The sequence below is a fragment of the Thetidibacter halocola genome, assembly GCF_018224955.1.
Taxonomy (GTDB): domain Bacteria; phylum Pseudomonadota; class Alphaproteobacteria; order Rhodobacterales; family Rhodobacteraceae; genus Thetidibacter; species Thetidibacter halocola.
The window spans coordinates 324,296-344,623 of the sequence record NZ_JAGTUU010000005.1 but is presented as its reverse complement, the minus strand read 5'-3'; the positions used below and the strand labels follow the sequence as shown (position 1 = coordinate 344,623).

The window sequence follows — 20,328 nt, the reverse complement described above, 5'->3', positions numbered from 1 at the left end:
CCGCGGGCCTGCGGCCCACCCCCCGGAGTTTTTCCGGCAAGATGAAGGGATGCGGGCAGGCACGGGACGGTTTCAGGCGTCCTTGAGCAGCCGGACGGCGTCGTAGATCGCGGCGTGGATGTTGCGGCTGGCCACCGCGTCGCCGATGCGGAACAGGGTAAATCGCCCCTCGGGGTTGCGCGTCACATCCTGCGGGGCATGGGCGACGAGGGCGCGCTGGTCGACCTCGCCCAGGTTGCGCGAGAGCGGTTTCAACGCGTGGTAGAGATCGTCGAGCGGCTGCACGCCAGCCTCCCACACGACCTGGTCGGCCTCGCGGGTGACCTCCTGCCGCGTGTAGTCGTCCTGGAAGACCGCGCGGACCCGGTTGCCGGCGCGTTCCACCCGTTCCAGCCGCAGGTTCAGCGTGATCCGCGCCTCGGCCCGGTTCAGCATCGCGGCATAGGGCGGAAAGCTGGTGTCGCCGACCAGCGGACCCAGCGCACGTTCGGGCGTGACATAGTCGAGCCTTGCCCCCTGCCCGGCCAGCGCCTCGGCGCAGGTCAGGCCCGCATGACCGGCGCTGTCGTCGAACAGGATCACCTCGCGCCCGGGCTTGATCGCGCCGGAAAGGATGTCCCAGGAACTGACCGCGAGATCGGCTCCGGAGAGCAGGAAATCGGGATCGGGCATGCCGCCGGTGGCGATCACCACGATATCCGGATTCTCGGCCAGCACGTCGTCCGATTCGGCCCAACTGTCGTAGTGGAAGGTGACACCGTGGCGGGCGCATTCGTCGAGCCGCCAGTCGATGAGGCCCAGGATCTCGCGCCGGCGCGGAACGGCACCGGCGAGCAGGACCTGGCCGCCGGCGCGCGGGGCGGCCTCGAACACGGTCACGGCATGGCCACGTTCGCCCGCGACGCGCGCTGCTTCGAGCCCGCCGGGACCGGCGCCCACGACGACGACCTTTCGGCGTTCAGGCGCCTTCGGCAGGACGTGCGGGATCGTCGCCTCGCGCCCTGTGGCGGCATTGTGGATGCAGGCCGCCTGCCCGGCATAGATCGAGTCGATGCAATAGCCCATGCCGATGCAGGGGCGGATGCGGTGTTCCTCGCCGCGGGCGACCTTGGCCATGATATGCGGCTCGGCCATGTGGGCGCGGGTCATGCCGACCATGTCGAGCTTGCCGCTTTCGATGGCATGCCGCGCGGTCGCCACGTCCTGCACACGCGCGGCGTGAAATGTCGGCAGGCCGGTGGCGGCGCGGATGCGACCGGCGAAGTCCAGGTGCGGGCTGGAGGCCGCGCCCATGCCGGGGATCACCCGCGCAAGTCCCGCGGCGCGGTCGATATGACCACGGATCACGTTCAGGAAATCGACCTGCCCGCCTTGCGCCAGGCGCTGCGCGATCTCTGTCCCCTGCTCGGCGGTGAGGCCGCGGGCCAGGTCCTCGTCGCAGACCAGCCGGGCGCCGACAATGAAATCCGGGCCCACGCGGTCGCGGATCGCCTGGAGCACCTCGGTGCCGAAGCGCATCCGGTTCTCGAGGCTGCCGCCGTAATCGTCGTCGCGCCGGTTGGTCAGGGGAGACCAGAACTGGTCGATCAGGTGGCCATACATCTCGATCTCGATCCCGTCGAGCCCGGCCGCCTGCACCCGTTCGGCGGCATCGGCATAGTCGCGGATGACGCGGGCGATGTCCCAGTCCTCCATCGCCTTGGCATAGGCGCGGTGGGCCGGTTCGCGCGTGTGGGACGGCGCCATGACCGGCAGCCAGTCGCCGATATCCCAGTTGTTGCGGCGGCCAAGGTGGGTGATCTGGATCATCACGGCCGTGTCGTGCTGATGCACCGCCTCGGCCAGTTCCGCCAGCCAGCGCACGGATTCGTCCTTGTAGAGCAGGATGTTGCCGAAGACGGCAGGGCTGTCTCGGGACACGACGGCCGACCCACCGATCATCGTCATGCCGATGCCGCCCTTCGCCTTTTCCACGTGGTAGAGGCGATAGCGCTCCTTCGGCAGCCCGTCCTCGGTATAGGCGGGCTCATGCGCGGTCGAGAGCATCCGGTTGCGGATGCCAAGGTGACGAAGCTGGAACGGCTGGAACAGCGGATCGGTGGCCATGATGCGTCCTGTGTTTCCCCTGACCTTGGCGTGCCTGTGCCGGGCCCGCCAACCCGTTTGCGTCATCGCATGGGCGTGAAACGTCCCGGAGGCAGGGCAAGGCTGCGCGACAGGACCAGAAAGCCGCCAAGGATCAGCAGGGGCAGCACCAGGACCTTGAACAGGAAGACCGCGAGGATGGCGACGAGGCTGGCCACCAGGTCATCCGCCCGACCGTAGAGATTGGAGGCGAGGGTGCCGTAGCGTTCTGCATCTTCCATGACCGCCCGCCAACCGCCGGATCCGGCCGTGTCGATCTCGGGCGCGACCGAGGCGGTGATCTCGGCCAGGACCGCGCTGTGTTCGGCCCAGACGCCGGCGGTCATGCGGTCTGCCAGCAGCGCCGCAACCAGGAAGGACAGCGGCAGAGCGGCGGCAAGGAACAGGCCGTAGACGCCGAGCGGCCGCACCAGCGAACCGCCCGCGCCACCGGTCATGCCTGCACCAAGGCGCAGCAGCGCGGCGACGCCAACCATGGCAAAGCCGACCGCGCTGGCCGGGCCCATTGCCACCGAGATCAGCCCAGTCGCCACCATGACGGAAAAGACAACCCCCGCGATCCGTTCCACCGTGTCGTCGATCGGCTCGAGCACCTTCAGCGGCTGCGCGGTGCCCTGCACCACGAAAGAGCCGCCGACCTCGATTTCCTGCGCGGTGGACAGGACGGCGTTCAGCGACCGCAGCGTGACATAGACGCCGCCGCTGGCGGTTGCCACGCTGCGGGCATAGGCCTGCGCCCCCTGCGTCGCCGGGTTCGACGGATACAGGAAAGCGGCGGCAAAGGCGGCCACCGCGACCAGGACGAGGGCAAAGCGTCTGCGGCTCTCACCCATCCTTGCGGATCATCTCATTCCTGGGATCATAGGGGCTATCGCAGGTTACGACAGCGTCCCAGAGCCGCTTCTGCATCCGAACCTTCAGGCGCTGACCCTCGACCACGAGGTCGGAGCGAACATAGCCCATGCCGATCGACTTCCCGAAGACCACGGAATAGCCGCCCGAGGTCAGCCGCCCGACACGCGTGCCATCCTCCAGATACAGCGCCTCGCGGCCCCAGGGATCGGCATCCGCCGGCCCGTTGATCAGCAGCGTGCAGCATTTCGACCGCACGCCGGTGTCGACCATCGCCTGCTTGCCGTGGAAGTCCTTGTCCAGGTCGACGAAGCGCGGCAGGTCGGCCTCGAGCGGGGTCGCGTCGCGGCCCAGTTCATTGCCGAAGGCGCGATAGGATTTCTCCTGCCGGAGCCAGTTCTGCGCCCGCGCGCCGACCAGCTTCAGCCCGTGCTTCGCGCCCGCCTCCATCAGCCGGTCCCAGAGGTGGTTCTGCATCTCGATCGGGTGATGCAATTCCCAACCCAGCTCGCCGGTATAGGCGACGCGGATCGCGCGGACGGGCACCATGCCCAGCTCGATGTCGCGGCAGGACAGCCAGGGAAAGCGCTTGTTCGACAGCACTGTTTCGGGCTCGGCATCCTTGACCAGCTCGTTCAGCAGGGCGCGGGATTTCGGCCCGGCAACGGCGAAGACGCCCCATTGGGTGGTGACGTCCTGGATCTCGACATGGCCGAACTCACCCGCCTTGTCCTCGGCAGCCTTGCGCAGGAAATCGGCGTCATAGGCCGTCCAGGCACCCGCCGAGACGAGGTAATACTCATGCTCGGCCAGCCGGACGATGGTGTATTCGGTGCGCGTCGTGCCCTTTTCGGTCAGCGCATAGGTCAGGTTGATGCGGCCCACCTTGGGCAGCTTGTTGCAGGTGAACCAGTCGAGGAAGGCCGTCGCGCCCGGCCCCTTCACCAGATGTTTGGTAAAGGCAGTGGCGTCGATCAGTCCCACGCCCTCGCGGATGGCCTTGGCCTCTTCAACCGCGTATTGCCACCAGCCGCCGCGGCGGAAGCTGCGGGCGTCGTGGTCGAAATCCTCACCCGCGTCGAGCGGGCCGTAGTAGTTCGGCCGCTCCCAGCCGTTCACGTGCCCGAACTGCGCGCCTTGCGCCTTTTGCCGGTCATAGGCGGGCGCGGTGCGCAGCGGACGGCATGCGGGGCGTTCCTCGTCGGGATGGTGGAGGATGAAGACATGCTCATACGCTTCCTCGTTCTTTCGGGCGGCGTATTCGGTGGTCATCCACGACCCGTAACGCTTGGGGTCGAGGCTGGCCATGTCGATCTCTGCCTCGCCCTCGACCATCAACTGGGCGAGGTAATACCCGGTGCCACCGGCGGCGGTGATGCCGAAGGAAAAGCCCTCGGCCAGCCACATGTTGCGCAGCCCCGGCGCCGGGCCGATCAGCGGGTTGCCGTCGGGCGTGTAGCAGATCGGGCCGTTGAAATCGTCCTTGAGGCCCACGGTTTCCGAGGACGGAATCCGGTGGATCATGCTCATGTATTCTTCCTCGATCCGTTCGAGGTCGAGCGGGAACAGATCGGCACGGAAACTGTCCGGCACGCCGTATTCGAACCGCGCAGGCGCGTTCCGCTCATAGGGGCCCAGGATCCAGCCGCCGCGCTCCTCGCGGACATACCACTTGGCGTCGGCGTCGCGCAGGACGGGGTGCTGCGGGTTGGTCTTGCGCCATTCGACCAGCGCGGGGTCGGGTTCTGTCACGATATACTGGTGCTCGACCGGGATTGCGGGGATCTTGATGCCCAGCAGCTTCGCGATGCGCTGCGCGTGGTTGCCGGTGGCGGTCACGACATGCTCAGCGGTAATGACCATGCGCTCCTCGGACGGCACCAGGTTGCCGCCTTTTTCGACCATCTTGGTCACGCCGACCTGCCACTCGGAGCCGGTCCATGTGTAGCTGTCCACCTGCCAGCGGCGCTCGATCGCGACGCCACGCTGGCGCGCGCCCTTGGCCATCGCCATCGTCACGTCGGCGGGGTTGATGTAGCCGTCGGTCGGGTGAAAGATCGCGCCTTGCAGGTCGTCGGTGCGCACCAGCGGCCAGCGCTCCTTGATCTGAGAGGGGGTCAGCCATTCGAACGGGACGCCGCAGGTCTCGGCGGTGGCGGCATACAGCATGTATTCATCCATGCGCGCCTGGGTCTGCGCCATGCGCAGGTTGCCCACGACGAAGAAGCCGGCGTTCAGCCCGGTCTCTTCTTCCAGCGTCTTGTAGAACTTGATCGAGTAGTCGTGGATATGCGTCGTCGCATAGCTCATGTTGAAATAGGGCAGCAGGCCCGCGGCGTGCCATGTGCTGCCGCTGGTCAGCTCGTCACGCTCCAGCAGCATGACATCGTCCCAGCCCGCGCGGGCGAGGTGATAGGCGATGGCGGTGCCGACGGCACCACCGCCGACGACGAGGGCTTTGACATGGGTTTTCATGGCGTGACGACTCCCGATCTTTCCCCCGTTGCATAGCGCGGCACGGGGCGGCGCGCAGAGCGGGCCCGACGCGTTTCGGTCGGAAAACGACTCGAGACGCGCGCGGTATGAAATGCGCGTCAGGCGGAACGGGCGGCCTCGGCGATGCGGGCCATGTGGCGCATGTCGGTGCCGCAACAGCCGCCCAGCACCGAGAAATGCGGAAAGCGCGCCCGCAGCGCCGCAAGCTGCGCTGCAAGGTCGTGGGCGTCGCCCGCGTCCAGCGTCTCGGCCTCGTCCAGTTCGGCATGGCTGCACCGCGAGGCATTGGCGACAATGCCGCGCAAGCGGGCCATCCAGGGCGCATCGGACAGCGCGGGCGCGACATGCTCGGGATGGGCGCAGTTCACCATGTAGCCAGCGGCATATCCCGCCGTCGCCGCATCGACCGCGGCAATGGCCTGGCCAAGGGGCGCACCGGTGGGCAAGCGCCCGTCGGTTTCAACCGTGAAGGCGATCACCACGGGCAGGTCAAGCCGCCGCGCCGCGCGGACGATGCCGATCGCCTCGTCCACGCTGCCCAGCGTATAGCCGCTGATCACGTCGACCTCGGTCGCGGCCAGCGTGGCGATCTGCTCGGCGTGATAGGCCTCGGCCTCGTCGGCGGTCATGTCCGGTTCGGCCGCATAGGCGTCGCGCCTTGGGCCGATATTGGCGCTGAGCACCGTGGGCAAGTCGCCCTTTTCGTCGCGAATGGCTGCCATCTGCGCGATGGCCTGCCGGTTCAGGTCGCGCAGGCGGTCGGGCGCATAGCCGATCTCGGCCCCCCGGTCGCGATGGGCAAGCCATGTGGGGCTTTCGAGGATCACGCCGACCCCCTGCGCCCGGCCCAGCGCGATCTGTGCGCGGTAATAGTGTGCCAGCCGGGCGCGCCCCTCGGCGCTTTCCAGAAGCGGATAGGCGGCAAAGCCGGGCAGGTCCACGCCCTGCGAAAAGATCAGGTCGGTTTCCATCCCGGTCCAGGCCAGGAACAGCCCGTCCTCGAACTGCGGCAAGTGGCGGCGGTATCGCGGCATATCCTCTCCGGCGTAACGGCGCGGCGCTCAGCAATCGTGGCGATAGACGAAGATCAGCTCGTCGCTGGTCATCCGGCCGGTCGGCAGGCAGTTGGCAAAGACCTCGCGCGTGCCGCGCAGCACCACGCGCAGCGGGTTCTGCATCACCGGCCCCTCGACCCGGTATTCCAGCGGCTGGCCCGGACAGGCGCTGGAGAACACCCGCGCCAGACCGGCATACCAGTCGCCGATCTTCTGGCCGTTGAACAGCAGCGTCCCCCGCCCCACCCCCGACGACCACAGCGACTGGCGTGGCTGGTCATAGCTGAACCAGCGATCGTTGCCGCTGGCTTGCAGCCGCATGAGAGAACCGTTGTGATCCCAGCAGGAATCGGCCCTTGCGGCCTGCGGTGCGATCAGCAAGGGCAGCGCCAGGGCCGCCGACAGGATGAGCGTGCCGAAATGCTTCATGGCAATATCCTTTGACGAAAAGACCCCGTCAGCCTGAGCCGTGCGGGATCGCCTGTCAAAGGAAACCGGGCTGGATCAGTTTACGCCGCCCAGTGGCCCCGGCTGGTCGAAGGACAGGTCCGCCAGCAGGTCTGGCTGCGGATCGGCCCTTGCGGGAGCCGGAACCGGAGCGGTCTGACCGCCGAGGCGGCGCAGGTCGCGCAGGTTGACGAGGCCCAGGAAACGGCGGATGACGCCTTCGGGGGCGCGGGTCACAAGGTCGATCCGGACGCCGTCCATTTCGGCATGGAAACGGCGCAGGTCATGCGGCAGGTCCCCATCCGAGGCCTTCTCGACCGGGCCGATCCGCTCTTCCCAGTCCAGTCCCTGGATGCGGGCAAACGAGCGTTTGGCAGAGACATGCGTGAAATAGGCGTCGACCTCGTCCTGGTAGCGCGCCCAGGCTGCGGACCCGATGCCGTAGCCGTCGACGCTGACGCGCAGGTCGAGATAGCTGTCGTCGGCAAGATACACCCGCGACACGTCGTCGAGATAGATGTCCAGCAACCGAGCCTCGTGCTGCCCCATGTTGTCCAGGTAGGTCAGGTCCGGGGCGGCAAAGACAAGGTGACGGTCCATCGCCTTCTGCTGCTCGCGGCTGAAAAGGCCGTCATAGGAAACCGACGCCCAGTCATGCGCCTCCCAGCCCAGGGGCGCCGCAGGCAGCGCAGCCGTCACCAGCATCGACCTGCGGAACACCACGCCCAGCGGGCCCTGCGCGCCGTCGAACCGGTCGATCAGCGAAACCATGTATTCGGCGGTGCCATAGCCCTCGCCAGCACGGGCCTTCTGGACGATGAAATCGGCCGCGCCCAGCAGGATCCCCATGCCGAAGGCGACGACGCCCAGAACCATTTTCCTAAAAAGCATGTGCCCGTCTCCCGAACAACCGGTGACAGGCTTGTTGACATGTGTGGCGAAAAGTTGACGGGATCGTGAAGAATTGCCGGAATCGTCCTCTGGAGGGCATTAATCGGCGAAATCAGGCTGATTGATACAGTCGGCCTCTTTCAACCCAACGGCGGGCGGCCTATACAGACCGAGGCCCGGGCCGCAGAGTCGTGGGTTTTTCCATGGACCGCAGGCAGGCTAGGCGATCAAACAATGTTTGGACTGGACAGACTCTTGGGCATGTTCTCCGCGGACATGGCCATCGACCTCGGAACGGCCAACACGCTCGTCTACGTCAAGGGCAAGGGCATCGTCCTGTCCGAACCGTCGGTGGTGGCCTATCACGTCAAGGACGGTGTGAAAAAGGTGCTCGCCGTCGGCGAGGACGCAAAACTGATGCTGGGCCGCACCCCCGGCAGCATCGAGGCGATCCGCCCGATGCGCGAGGGCGTCATCGCCGATTTCGACACCGCCGAGGCGATGATCAAGGAATTCATCCGCAAGGTGCACAAGCGCAGCACCTTCTCCAAGCCCAAGGTCATCGTCTGCGTGCCGCATGGCGCGACGCCGGTCGAAAAGCGGGCGATCCGGCAGTCGGTGCTTTCCGCGGGCGCGCGCAAGGCGGGCCTGATTTCCGAACCCATCGCGGCGGCGATCGGCGCGGGCATGCCGATCACCGATCCGACGGGCAACATGGTTGTCGATATCGGCGGCGGCACGACCGAGGTGGCGGTGCTGTCGCTGGGCGACATCGTCTATGCGCGCTCGGTCCGCGTCGGCGGCGACCGCATGGACGAGGCGATCATCAACTACCTTCGTCGGCAGCAGAACCTGCTGGTGGGCGAATCCACCGCCGAGCGGATCAAGACCAGCATCGGCACCGCACGGATGCCCGATGACGGGCGCGGATCATCGATGCAGATTCGGGGCCGCGACCTGCTGAACGGTGTCCCCAAAGAGACCGAGATCAGCCAGGCGCAGGTAGCCGAGGCGTTGGCCGAACCGGTGCAGCAGATCTGCGAGGCGGTGATGACCGCGCTCGAAGCCACGCCGCCCGACCTTGCCGCCGACATCGTCGACCGGGGCGTGATGCTGACCGGCGGCGGCGCGCTGCTGGGCGACCTCGACCTAGCGTTGCGCGAGCAGACGGGACTGGCCGTGTCCATCGCCGACGAGACGCTGAACTGCGTGGCACTGGGCACCGGCAAGGCGCTGGAATACGAAAAGCTGCTGCGCCACGCCATCGACTACGACAGCTGACGCAGTCCCACCGAACGCACCGAAGGAAGCCGGCCATCGCGCCGGCTTTTTCCATGCCCGCAGATCGTCGATTGCTGCACCTGCACACGCATTTCGTGCAGACTCGTCGCATTTCGTGAAATGCACATCGCCGCTCGTTACCGCCGAGTCCCCCTTCCCCTCACCGCCCGCTTTGCTCTGGTCCAGAGACAAGAGGGAGGTGCGGATGATACCCGCCAATTTCGAATACTACCGGCCCGACAGTGTCGCTGCCGCGCTGGGGATTCTTCAGGAGCATGGCGACGAGGCCCGTGTGATCGCCGGCGGTCACAGCCTGATCCCGATGATGAAGCTGCGCATGGCCGAGGTGCCGCACCTGATCGACCTTCAGGCCATCGCCGCGCTGCGGGGCATCTCGATCGAGGGCGGCACCGTGCGCATCGGCGCCATGACCACCCAGAACGAGCTGATCACCCATGACGACCTGTTGCAGGCCGCGCCGATCCTGCGCGAGGCCGCGCTCCAGATCGCCGACCCGCAGGTGCGCTACATGGGCACGGTGGGCGGCAATGTCGCCAATGGAGATCCCGGCAACGACATGCCCGGCCTGTTCCAGGCGCTGGACGCGTCCTTTGAACTGCACGGCCCCGAGGGCATCCGCAGCGTTCCGGCCCGCGACTTCTACGAGGCGGCCTACATGACCGCGCGCGAGGATGACGAGATCCTGACCGCGATCACCTTTGCCAGGACCAGCGGCGGATACGCCTATGAAAAGCAGAAGCGGAAGATCGGCGACTATGCCACCGCCGCCGCCGCCGTTCTGCTGACGAAAGAGGGCGGCAAGGTCGCCACGGCCGCCATCGCGATGACCAACCTGTCCGACACGCCGGTCTTTTGCGCCGACGCCGCCGGGGCCCTGGTCGGCACCGAATGCACCACCGATGCGCTCGCCGCTGCCGATGCGGCGATGCAGGCCGTCATCGACCCGATGCAGGACAATCGCGGTCCTGCGGAATTCAAGCGCCACGTCGCGGGCGTCATCCTGAAGCGCGCCATCCTGCGCGCCTGGTCGCGCGCCTGAGGGAGGAACACATGGCCAAGAAACTCGTTACCCTGACCGTCAACGGCGAGACACACGAACTCGCCGTCGAGCCCCGCGAACTGCTGATCTACGTCCTGCGCGAAAAACTGCGCCTGACTGGCCCGCATGTCGGCTGCGAAACCAGCCATTGCGGCGCCTGCACCGTGGACCTGAACGGCAAGTCGGTGAAATCCTGCACCGTGCTGGCCGCACAGGCCGACGGCGCCGAGATCACCACGATCGAGGGCATCGGCAAGCCCGATGCGTTGCACGTCCTGCAAGAGATGTTTCGCGAGCATCACGGGCTGCAATGCGGCTTCTGCACGCCGGGCATGATCACCCGTGCCTACCGCCTGCTCCAGGAGAACCCGACCCCCACCGAGGAAGAGGTGCGGTTCGGGATCTCGGGCAACCTGTGCCGCTGCACCGGTTACCAGAACATCGTGAAATCCATCCTCGCTGCCGCCGAGCAGATGAACGCCATGAAGGAGGCCGCAGAATGAAGGACCTCGACGAACGCGAAGAGCGCCGCAGCGCGCTCAAGGGCCTTGGCTGCTCGCGCAAGCGGGTAGAGGACGTCCGCTTTACCCAGGGCAAGGGCCATTATGTCGACGACATCAGCATGCCCGGTATGCTGCACGGCGATTTCGTGCGCTCGCCCTATGCCCATGCCCGCGTGGTCAGCATCGACGCCTCCAAGGCGCTGGCCCTGCCCGGCGTTGTGGCCGTGCTCACCGCCAAGGATCTCGAACCGCTGTCGCTGCACTGGATGCCGACACTGGCGGGCGACAAGCAGATGGTGCTGGCCGACGGCAAGGTGCTGTTCCAGGGCCAGGAAGTGGCCTTTGTCGTTGCCAAGGACCGCTACATCGCGGCCGACGCCGTGGAACTGGTCGAGGTGGAATACGAGGAACTGCCGGTTCTCGTCGACCCGTTCGAGGCGCTGCAATCGGACGTGGTCCTGCGCGAGGACATAAAGGACGCCAAGGAAGGCGCCCACGGCCCGCGCAAGCATCACAACCACATCTTCACATGGGAAGAAGGCAACGCGGAGGCCACCGAACAGGCGATCGGCGCGGCCGAGGTCGTGGCCGAGGAGATGATCTATTACCACCGCACCCATCCCTGCCCGCTGGAACCCTGCGGCACCGTCGCCAGCATGGACAAGGTCAATGGCAAGCTGACGATCTGGGGCACCTTCCAGGCGCCGCACGTGGTGCGCACCGTGGCCTCGCTGCTGTCGGGGATCGAAGAACACAACATCCGCGTCGTCAGCCCCGATATCGGCGGCGGGTTCGGAAACAAGGTCGGCGTCTATCCCGGCTATGTCTGTGCCATCGTGGCCTCCATCGTGACCGGCGTTCCGGTCAAGTGGATCGAGGACCGGATGGAAAACCTGATGGCCACCGCCTTTGCCCGCGACTACTGGATGAAGGGTCGGATCGCTGCCACCAAGGAAGGCAAGATCACCGCGCTCGACGTGCACGTGACCGCCGACCACGGCGCATTCGATGCCTGCGCGGACCCGACCAAGTTCCCGGCGGGCTTCTTCCACATCGTCACCGGGTCGTATGACATCCCCGTGGCGCATGTGGCGGTGGACGGCGTCTATACCAACAAGGCGCCGGGCGGCGTGGCCTATCGCTGTTCCTTCCGCGTGACCGAGGCCGCCTACTGCATCGAGCGCATGATCGAGGTTCTGGCCATCGAGCTGGGGATGGACGCAGCCGAGCTGCGGCGCATCAACTTCATCAAGAAGGAGCAGTTCCCCTACCAGTCCGCGCTGGGCTGGGAATATGACAGCGGCGACTACCACACCGCCTGGGACAAGGCGCTCAAGGCCGTCGATTACGAAGGGCTGCGGAAAGAGCAGGCCGAGCGGGTCGAGGCGTTCAAGCGTGGCGAGACCCGCAAGCTGCTGGGCATCGGCCTGACCCACTTCACCGAGATCGTCGGCGCGGGCCCGGTCAAGAACTGCGACATCCTCGGGATGGGCATGTTCGACAGCTGCGAAATCCGCATCCACCCCACGGGGTCGGCCATCGCGCGTCTCGGCACGATCAGCCAGGGTCAGGGCCACGCGACGACCTTCGCGCAGATCCTGGCCAGCGAGATCGGCCTGTCGGCGGACTCGATCACCATCGAGGAAGGCGACACCGACACCGCGCCTTACGGCCTTGGCACCTACGGGTCGCGCTCGACCCCGGTGGCGGGGGCGGCGACCGCGATGGCGGGGCGCAAGATCCGCGCCAAGGCGCAGATGATTGCCGCCTACCTGCTGGAAGTGCATGACGACGACCTGGAATGGGACGTGGACCGTTTCGTGGTCAAGGGCGCGCCCGAGCGCTTCAAGACCATGAAGGACATCGCCTATGCGGCCTACAACCAGGCCATTCCGGGGCTGGAACCGGGTCTCGAGGCGGTCAGCTATTACGATCCGCCCAACATGACCTACCCGTTCGGCGCCTATATCTGCGTCATGGAGGTCGACGTGGATACCGGCGAATGGGAGGTGCGCCAGTTCTACGCGCTGGACGATTGCGGCACCCGGATCAACCCGATGGTGATCGAGGGCCAGGTCCATGGCGGCGTCACCGAGGCGCTGGCCATCGCGATGGGCCAGGAGATCGCCTATGACGAGATGGGCAACTGCAAGACCGGCACGCTGATGGACTTCTACCTGCCGACCGCATGGGAGACGCCCAACTACACCACCGACTTCACCGAGACGCCCTCTCCGCATCATCCGATCGGGGCCAAGGGCGTGGGCGAAAGCCCGAACGTGGGTGGCGTGCCGGCGTTTTCCAACGCGGTGCACGACGCATTCCGCGCTTTTGGCCTGCGGCAATCACATATGCCCCATGACCACTGGCGAATCTGGAAGATAGCCCAATCTCTTGGACTGCATCAGTAATCCCTTTGACAGGAGAAATGCAGTGAAGATCGAAACCCTTTGGCGCCCCTCGGGGCGCCGACCGGCCACGATGGTCGGTGCCGCCGCCCTGGTCATGGCCCTTGCCACGCAAGGCCTCGCCCAAAGCGATCATTCGACCCACACCGCGCATGGCGCGGCTCATGGCCAGGCGGCGCAGACGCCCTCGACCGAGGCTTTCATCGCGGCCAATGACCGGATGCACGCCGCCATGGCGATCGAGTTCACCGGCGATGCCGATGTCGATTTCGCCAGAGGTATGATCGCCCACCACGAAGGCGCGGTCGAGATGGCGCAGGTGCTGCTGCAATTCGGCACCGACCCGGACATGCGGGCGCTGGCCGAAGAGATCATCGCCGCGCAGGAGCCCGAGATCGCACTCATGCGCGACTGGCTGGCCAGGCGCGGACTGGAATAACGACGACATCGGGCGCCGCGACCCTCGCGGCGCCTCGACCGCCCGAGGGGAGGAGGGGCGCGGAATGAAGGACTTGCAGCAACAGCTTGCCCGGCAGGGCTATGTCGCCGGCGACGACCTTGCCATGGCGCTGCACCTGGCCGTGACGCTGGGCCGCCCGCTGCTGCTTGAAGGGGCGGCGGGCGTCGGCAAGACGGAAATCGCCCGCGCCCTGGCTGCGGCGCGCGAGACGCGGCTGATCCGGCTGCAATGCTACGAGGGGCTTGATGCCAGCCACGCCATCTACGAATGGAACTACCAGCGGCAGCTGCTGGCGATTCAGGCCGGCCGCGGCGAGGAAGACATCTTTTCCCGACAGTACCTGCTGGAACGGCCGCTGTTGCAGGCCATCACGCAGGCGATGCCGCCCGTCCTGCTGATCGACGAGATCGACCGCGCCGACGAGGAATTCGAGGCCTACCTGCTGGAGATCCTGTCGGATTTCCAGGTCACCGTGCCGGAACTGGGCACCATCGAGGCCACCACCCGGCCCATCGTGATCCTGACCGCGAACGGCACGCGCGACCTGTCCGACGCGCTGCGGCGCCGCTGCCTTTATACCCATGTGGACTATCCCGACCGCAAGACGGAACTGGCGATCCTGAATGCCCGCCATCCCGGGCTCGAGGCGAAGCTCGCCGGGCAGATCGTGGGTTTTGTCCAGTCCCTGCGCAAGGAAGAACTGCGCAAGACGCCCGGCATCGCCGAGATGCTGGATTTCGCCGCGGCGTTGGCGGGGCTGGGCCTGTCGGACCTGACCGAGGATCCTGCCGCGCTGTCCGCCGCCCTGGCGACCTTGCTCAAGACCGAGGCCGACCGCGCGGCGATCCCGCCCGAGGTGGCTGCGCGCCTGGCGGGAAAGGCAGCATGAGCCGCGTCACCCGCTTTGCCGCCCGCGATCCGGGGCCCATGGCGCGCCTTTCGGCCTTCATGGACCATCTGCGCAGCCACGGCTTTCAGCTGGGCGTGTCGGAAACCGCGACGGCGACCTCGGCACTGCTGTGCTTGCCGACGCCTGAACCGGGGGCCGTGCGCTCTGCCCTGCGGGCGGTCTGCGCGGGCAATGCCGAACAGGCGGCGCGGTTCGACGCGCTGTTCGACGCCTTCTGGATGGATGCGGGCCGCGTGCGGCAAAAGGCGGTGCCGACGGATCGCGCCGCCGACCACACCAGCAGTTCGCGCCGCGACGAAGGCGCCGAGCCCGCTGCTGGCGCCGGAGGCATCCATGCGCCCGACGGCCATGATGGCGGCGAGGCCGAAAGCGACGGCGAGGGCCTTTTGCAGGCCGCCCGCAACGCCAACCTGATGAAGAAGGACCTGCGCGACCTCGTCTCGCCCGACGACATCCGCCAGGCCGAGGCCATCGCCCGCCGCCTGGGCGCTGCGCTGCGCGACCGCCGCTCGCGCCGGCGCAAGGCCGCGCGGCGGGGCAGCGTGCTGGATTTCCGCCGCACCATTCGCCGCGCGCTTCAGACCGGCGGCGCGCCGCTGCGCCTCGCCATGCGCCGCCGTCCCGACCGGCCGGTAAAGATCGCGGCGCTGGTGGACGTGTCGGGCTCGATGCTGGTCTATGCGCGGCCCTTCCTCGCCTTCCTTGCCGGGCTGCTACGCGCGGACGATGCCGCCGACGCCTACCTGTTCCACACCCGCCTGACCCGGATCACCGAGGCGCTGCGCGACGAGGACCCGATGCGCGCGCTGAATCGCACCACGCTTCTGGCCGACGGGATCGGCGGTGGCTCGAAGATCGGCGGCGCGCTACAGCATTTCAACCGCAGCTATGCGCGCCGCCTGGTCGATGGCCGCACCGTCGTCCTGATCCTGTCCGACGGCTACGACACCGACCCGCCCGAAGCCATCGCCGACGCCCTGGCAGAGCTGCGCCGCCGCGGCTGCCGGATCGTCTGGCTGAACCCGCTCAAGGGCTGGCGCGGATACGAACCCGTGGCGCGGGGCATGGCCGCCGCCCTGCCGCATCTAGACCTGTTCGAGGCGGCCAACACGCTCGACGATCTTGCCGCGCTGGAACAGCGACTGGAGGCGCTATGACGCTGATGACCGATCCTGCCACCGACCCCGCCTTTGCCGCGGCCCTCGCCGCCCGCCAGGCAAAGGGCACGCCCTTTGCCATCGCCACCGTGATCCGCACGCTGGCCGCCACCGCCGCAAAGCCCGGCGCCAAGGCTCTTCTGGCCGAGGACGGCACGCTGATCGCGGGCTTCCTCGGCGGCGGATGTGTGCGGTCTGCCGTCGCCCGCGCCGCGCGCGAGGCGGTCGAAAACGGGCAGCCGCAACTGGTCTCGATCCGGCCCGAGGACCTGCTGGCCGAACAGGGCGTCGCGCCCGGCGAGACTCGCGACGGCATCCGCTATGCCCGCAACGGCTGTCCGTCGCGCGGGTCGCTGGACATCTTCATCGAACCCGTTCTGCCGCGGCCCCGGCTGGCGATCTGCGGCGGGGGGCCGGTGGCACTCGCACTGGCCGCGCTGGCGGAACGGTTCCAGTTCCACCGCATGCTGGCCCTGCCGGGTCCGGCCACCGGCGCCCTGCCCGCCTGCGAGACGATCATCGAGGGGCTGGACGACCCGGCCTGCCTGAGCGGCGCGTCCTATGTGGTGATCGCCACGCAAGGCGCGGGCGACCTTCCTGCCCTGCGCGCAGCGCTGGCCAGCCCCGCGCGCCACATCGCCTTTGTGGCCAGCCGTGCCAAGGCGGAGGCGATGCACGCCAAACTGCGCGCCGAAGGCGTCGACGAAGCGGCGCTGGCGCGCGTCCATGCCCCCGCAGGCCTGCCGATCAACGCCATCACCCCCGACGAGATCGCGCTGTCGATCCTCGCCGACCTTGTGGCCCGACGCCGCGGCGGCCAGCGCGCGGCCCCCTGAAACCCCATCCGCATCCGGGAAACGACCAGGAAGAACCCATGGAACTGAACGAAGAGATCCTCATCCCCGCCCCCCGCGACCGCGTCTATGCCGCGCTCAACGATCCGCAGGTGCTGCAAGCATGCATTCCCGGCTGCGAGGAGCTGATCAAGCATTCCGACACCGAGCTCGAGGCCAAGGTCGTGCTCAAGATCGGGCCGGTAAAGGCGCGCTTTTCCGGCGCGGTGACGCTGAACCCGGAAAACCCGCCAGAACGCTTCAGCCTGACCGGCCAGGGCAATGGCGGCGCGGCCGGTTTCGCAAAGGGCGGCGCGGAGGTGACGCTGACCGAGGAAGCGGGCGGCACGCGGCTTGTCTACGAGGCGAAGGCCGAGATCGGCGGCAAGCTGGCGCAGCTGGGCTCTCGCCTGGTGCAGGCGACCGCGAAAAAGCTGGCGGCGAAGTTCTTCGACAGTTTCGCGGAGGAAGTCCAAAGAACCGAGGCGGCCTGAGCCGGGCAATGCAACGTGCACGCGCGCCGCTCAGGGACGGCAGATGCCGACCGGGCACCCCGGAGCATGGCGCCCCATCCTTGCACCGTCACTCTCAGCGGCGTGTCTTTGCGCCGGTCGCGTTGCGCACCAGCTTGCCGAAGGCGCGATCCTTTTCACGTCTCTGGAACAGGCTAGCGGAGTTGAAGGCGTCTTCTGCCTGAAGCTTGCGCCAGCGGGCCAGGCGCGCTGGGTCGAGCCGTCCCTCGGCGACGGCCGCAACGACGGCGCAGCCCGGTTCGGTGTCGTGCTGGCAGTCGGCAAAGCGGCACCCGGTCACCATGGCCGCGATATCCTCGAAGACATCGGCAATCCCCGCGGCCGCGTCCGCAAGCTGGAGTTCCCGCATACCCGGCGTGTCAAGCACGAGACAGCCGCCGGGAATCGCGTGGAGTTCCCGGTTCGTCGTCGTGTGCCGGCCCCGCGCGTCGTCCTCGCGGATGGCTTGGGTTGCGACCGCCTGCCGCCCCAGCAGCGCGTTTGTCAGGGTGGATTTGCCGACGCCCGACGATCCAAGGAAGGCAACCGTCCGGCCGGGTCGGCACCAATTCGCCAGCGCCCTTGCCGGTTCATCGCCACGGGCGTCGAGGGCGATGACCGCCATCCGGTCCGAAATCGCCCTGGCCGCGTCGACATAGGGCGCGGGATCGTCGACCAGGTCGGTCTTGGTCAGCACGATCACCGGCTCGACCTCGGCATCGAAGGCCAGCGCCGCGTAGCGTTCCAGCCGGGCGACGTTGAAATCCTGGTTGCAGGAGGTGACGATAAAGACCGTATCGATGTTCGCTGCGATCGGCTGCACGCCACGGCCCGTGCCCGGAGCGCGCCGCTTGATCAGGCTCTTGCGTTCCAGCACGCGGCACGACTGGGGCTGGGCACGATCCAGCAGCAGCCAGTCGCCGACCGTCGCGTCGACCCCCGGCGGAACCGTCTCGTCGATGCCCTCGCCCACCACGTGCAGCCCGCTGCGATGCACGGCGACGACCCGCACCGGGGGCGTCTCGGCCAGTGCATCGACGTCGATCTGCTGGGCAAAGAACGGATCCCAGCCGAGGCGGTCCAGCGCGGAACGCTCCTTTTGCAGCGGAGCGGCAGCCGGCAGAAAGGCGGAGTAGTCGCGGACCATCACCAGAACCTCGGATCATTCAGCGCCGGCACACATGTACACGGCCCCCTGAGCGGCGTCAGCGCCGCCCCGGTCAGCGATTGCCCGATCCAGCCCTCGGGGTGGCTGAGAGGCAGCGGCGCGGCGGCGGTGGACTCGGACAAGGGCACGAAGCCGACCTTGCCATAGAAAGCCGGATTGCCATAGGTCATAGCCACATGGACGCCGTTTTTGTGCAGCACGCCCAGCGCGTGCTGCAGCAGCGCCTGGCCGATGCCCTCGCCCTGCCGGTCGGTCGCCACCGCCAGCGGCGACAGCAGAAAGACCCTGCGCGGGTCGGCGGCATAGCGCAGCCGGGTGAACACGGCAACGCCGAGCAGGGCACCGTCCTCCTCGGCGAGGAAGATGTGCAGGTCCTGCGGCGGGGTGCTGGCCATCTGGCTGCGGACGAGCCCGCCGACCAGGGCGCCTTCCCCGGCCCCTTCGGAGGCGGTGAAACTCGCGGTGACAAGGTCGGCGATCTGCCTCTCCCTGTCCTTGAACGCGTCCGAGAACTGCATCCTCTTGTCTCCATCAACGGGGCGGGAAACCGTTCCGCGGCCCGTCTCGGACTGCGACGCGATCCACCTCCGGGCCGGTGTAGCACGAAAGCCGCGAGGCGGGATGCCCCTCATGCGCGCCCAGCCCTGACCCCGCCCTGCGGGCCGGGACGCAGCCCGCGTCCATCACACGAATAAGGCCTGCCAGCTTTCGCTGGCAGGCCTGGTCTTGCTGCGCCCGCAAATCGCCTGTTGCCGGCCCGGCGGGACGTTCGGGTTTCGCGATCAGCGCGGGATCATCCGTAGACCAGTCTTGGCAGGAAGGTGATGATCTGCGGGAACAGCATGCAGAGCACCAGCCCGACGATCTGAAGCGCCAGGAAGGGCAGCGCCGACTTGAAGATGTCGGACATCGGGATTTCCGCAGGCGCCACACCGCGCAGATAGAACAGTGCATAGCCGAAGGGCGGCGACAGGAAGCTCATCTGCATGTTCACGAGGTAGAGAACCCCGAACCACAGCACCAGGTCGTCCGGGCTGTCGAGGCCGAAGGCCGCGGCACCCAGCGCCTTGATGATCGGCACGAAGATCGGCACGCAGAGCAGCAGGATGCCGACCCAGTCCAGGAACATTCCCAGGATCACCAGCAGGATCTGCATCAGGATCAGCACGCCCCAGGGGCCAAGGCCAGTGGCCGCGATCGCGTCGTTGACGAACTGCTGCCCGCCTTCCAGCACATAGAGCCCGACAAAGATCGTCGCGCCGAACATGATCCAGATCACCATCGCGCTTGCCTTGAGCGTCGTGGTGCAGGCCTCGCGCACCGTGGGCCAGTCCAGCTTGCGGTGGATGGCGGCCACGATGAACGCGCCGAAGGTGCCGATGCCAGCCGCCTCGACCGGCGTCGCCACACCCGAGAAGATGATGCCCAGCACCACCACGACCAGAGTGATCGGCGCCGTCATCTTGCCGACCAGCTGGATCTTCTCGCGGGTAGAGACGCGCTCCTCGACCGGGATGGCCGGACCGAGCGCCGGGTTGATGTAGCTGCGGATCACCACATAGAGGATGTACATTCCCGACAGCATCAGACCCGGAATGACCGCGCCGATGAACAGCTCTCCCACCGACTGTTCGGCAACCACCGCGTAGATGATCGCCAGGATCGACGGCGGGATCAGGATGCCCAGCGTGCCGCCGGCCATGATCGAACCCATCGCGATCTTGGGGTCATAGTTGCGCTTCAGCATGGCGGGCAGCGCGATGATGCCCATCGTCACCACCGCCGCGCCGATCACGCCGACCATCGCCGCGAGGATCGTCGAGGCGATGATCGTTGCCGCCGCGAGGCCCCCTTTCAGTCCGCCCATGACCTTGTAGATCACGTCGAACATGTCGTTGATGATCCCCGCCCTTTCGAGCATCGCGGCCATGAAGATGAAGAGTGGAATGGCCGAGAGCTGATAGTTGGTCATCAGCGGGAAGATGCGGCTTGGCACGATGTTCAGCGCCCGCGCGTCACCCAGGACAAACAGAAAGACGCAGGCGAGGCCCCCTGTGACAAAGGCCAGTGGCAGACCCGCCATGAGCAGCGCCAGAAGGCTGCCGAACATGATGAGCGTCAGCCACTCGATTCCGATTTCGATACCCATG

Annotated in this window: 18 protein-coding genes; 9 read left to right on the top strand and 9 right to left on the bottom strand. The window is 67.1% G+C overall.

The window, feature by feature from the left end; all coding sequences use genetic code 11:
- Nucleotides 1–72: 72 nt before the first annotated feature.
- The 6 genes from KB874_RS14365 to KB874_RS14340 form a co-directional block, all read right to left on the bottom strand.
- On the bottom strand, nucleotides 73–2,106 hold the full coding sequence (locus tag KB874_RS14365) for an NADH:flavin oxidoreductase (protein ID WP_212537228.1): 2,034 nt from the start codon (nucleotides 2,104–2,106) through the stop codon (nucleotides 73–75).
- Nucleotides 2,107–2,168: 62 nt separating this feature from the next.
- A complete protein-coding gene (locus tag KB874_RS14360) occupies nucleotides 2,169–2,978 on the bottom strand; it encodes a hypothetical protein (protein WP_212537227.1) in 810 nt (269 codons plus the stop codon).
- Nucleotides 2,971–5,472 carry a GcvT family protein gene (locus KB874_RS14355; RefSeq protein WP_212537226.1) on the bottom strand — a complete coding sequence of 834 codons (2,502 nt, stop codon included), beginning with the start codon at nucleotides 5,470–5,472 and terminating at the stop codon, nucleotides 2,971–2,973. Before KB874_RS14355 ends, KB874_RS14360 begins: the two co-directional genes overlap by 8 nt.
- A 119-nt stretch (nucleotides 5,473–5,591) precedes the next feature.
- A complete protein-coding gene (locus KB874_RS14350; protein WP_212537225.1) occupies nucleotides 5,592–6,527 on the bottom strand; it encodes a homocysteine S-methyltransferase family protein in 936 nt (311 codons plus the stop codon).
- Nucleotides 6,528–6,554: 27 nt separating this feature from the next.
- Nucleotides 6,555–6,977, bottom strand: a complete 423-nt coding sequence (locus tag KB874_RS14345; protein WP_249200492.1) for a hypothetical protein — start codon at nucleotides 6,975–6,977, stop codon at nucleotides 6,555–6,557.
- Between the two features lie 75 nt (nucleotides 6,978–7,052).
- On the bottom strand, nucleotides 7,053–7,886 hold the full coding sequence (locus KB874_RS14340) for a hypothetical protein (protein WP_212537224.1): 834 nt from the start codon (nucleotides 7,884–7,886) through the stop codon (nucleotides 7,053–7,055).
- A 234-nt stretch (nucleotides 7,887–8,120) separates the two neighbouring features.
- Between KB874_RS14340 and KB874_RS14335 the strand changes: the two genes are divergently transcribed.
- From KB874_RS14335 to KB874_RS14295, 9 genes are all read left to right on the top strand, one after another.
- Nucleotides 8,121–9,167, top strand: coding sequence for a rod shape-determining protein (locus KB874_RS14335; RefSeq protein WP_212537223.1), 1,047 nt, complete (start codon nucleotides 8,121–8,123; stop codon nucleotides 9,165–9,167).
- Between the two features lie 205 nt (nucleotides 9,168–9,372).
- Complete coding sequence (locus KB874_RS14330) at nucleotides 9,373–10,227, top strand: FAD binding domain-containing protein (RefSeq protein ID WP_212537222.1); 855 nt, start codon at nucleotides 9,373–9,375, stop codon at nucleotides 10,225–10,227.
- A gap of 11 nt (nucleotides 10,228–10,238) precedes the next feature.
- The gene (locus tag KB874_RS14325; RefSeq protein ID WP_212537221.1) at nucleotides 10,239–10,730 is read left to right on the top strand and encodes a (2Fe-2S)-binding protein; all 492 of its coding nucleotides are present in this window, start codon (nucleotides 10,239–10,241) and stop codon (nucleotides 10,728–10,730) included.
- A complete protein-coding gene (locus tag KB874_RS14320; protein WP_212537220.1) occupies nucleotides 10,727–13,141 on the top strand; it encodes an aerobic carbon-monoxide dehydrogenase large subunit in 2,415 nt (804 codons plus the stop codon). The genes KB874_RS14325 and KB874_RS14320 overlap by 4 nt, the downstream gene beginning before the upstream one ends.
- A 22-nt stretch (nucleotides 13,142–13,163) precedes the next feature.
- The gene (gene copM, locus KB874_RS14315) at nucleotides 13,164–13,577 is read left to right on the top strand and encodes a CopM family metallochaperone (protein WP_346346556.1); all 414 of its coding nucleotides are present in this window, start codon (nucleotides 13,164–13,166) and stop codon (nucleotides 13,575–13,577) included.
- A 64-nt stretch (nucleotides 13,578–13,641) separates the two neighbouring features.
- The gene (locus KB874_RS14310; RefSeq protein WP_212537219.1) at nucleotides 13,642–14,487 is read left to right on the top strand and encodes an AAA family ATPase; all 846 of its coding nucleotides are present in this window, start codon (nucleotides 13,642–13,644) and stop codon (nucleotides 14,485–14,487) included.
- Nucleotides 14,484–15,665: a vWA domain-containing protein gene (locus tag KB874_RS14305; RefSeq protein ID WP_212537218.1), complete on the top strand. Its 1,182-nt coding sequence runs from the start codon at nucleotides 14,484–14,486 to the stop codon at nucleotides 15,663–15,665. Before KB874_RS14310 ends, KB874_RS14305 begins: the two co-directional genes overlap by 4 nt.
- The gene (locus KB874_RS14300; RefSeq protein WP_249200491.1) at nucleotides 15,662–16,501 is read left to right on the top strand and encodes an XdhC family protein; all 840 of its coding nucleotides are present in this window, start codon (nucleotides 15,662–15,664) and stop codon (nucleotides 16,499–16,501) included. The genes KB874_RS14305 and KB874_RS14300 overlap by 4 nt, the downstream gene beginning before the upstream one ends.
- A gap of 38 nt (nucleotides 16,502–16,539) precedes the next feature.
- Nucleotides 16,540–16,992: an SRPBCC family protein gene (locus KB874_RS14295; protein WP_212537217.1), complete on the top strand. Its 453-nt coding sequence runs from the start codon at nucleotides 16,540–16,542 to the stop codon at nucleotides 16,990–16,992.
- Between the two features lie 94 nt (nucleotides 16,993–17,086).
- Here KB874_RS14295 and rsgA read toward each other — a convergent pair whose 3' ends face one another.
- The 3 genes from rsgA to KB874_RS14280 form a co-directional block, all read right to left on the bottom strand.
- Nucleotides 17,087–18,157 (bottom strand): ribosome small subunit-dependent GTPase A, encoded by a 1,071-nt coding sequence (gene rsgA, locus KB874_RS14290; RefSeq protein WP_212537216.1) that lies wholly within the window; start codon nucleotides 18,155–18,157, stop codon nucleotides 17,087–17,089.
- Nucleotides 18,157–18,696 (bottom strand): GNAT family N-acetyltransferase, encoded by a 540-nt coding sequence (locus tag KB874_RS14285; RefSeq protein ID WP_212537215.1) that lies wholly within the window; start codon nucleotides 18,694–18,696, stop codon nucleotides 18,157–18,159. Before KB874_RS14285 ends, rsgA begins: the two co-directional genes overlap by 1 nt.
- A gap of 275 nt (nucleotides 18,697–18,971) precedes the next feature.
- Complete coding sequence (locus tag KB874_RS14280) at nucleotides 18,972–20,327, bottom strand: TRAP transporter large permease (protein ID WP_212537214.1); 1,356 nt, start codon at nucleotides 20,325–20,327, stop codon at nucleotides 18,972–18,974.
- Nucleotide 20,328: the final 1 nt, after the last annotated feature.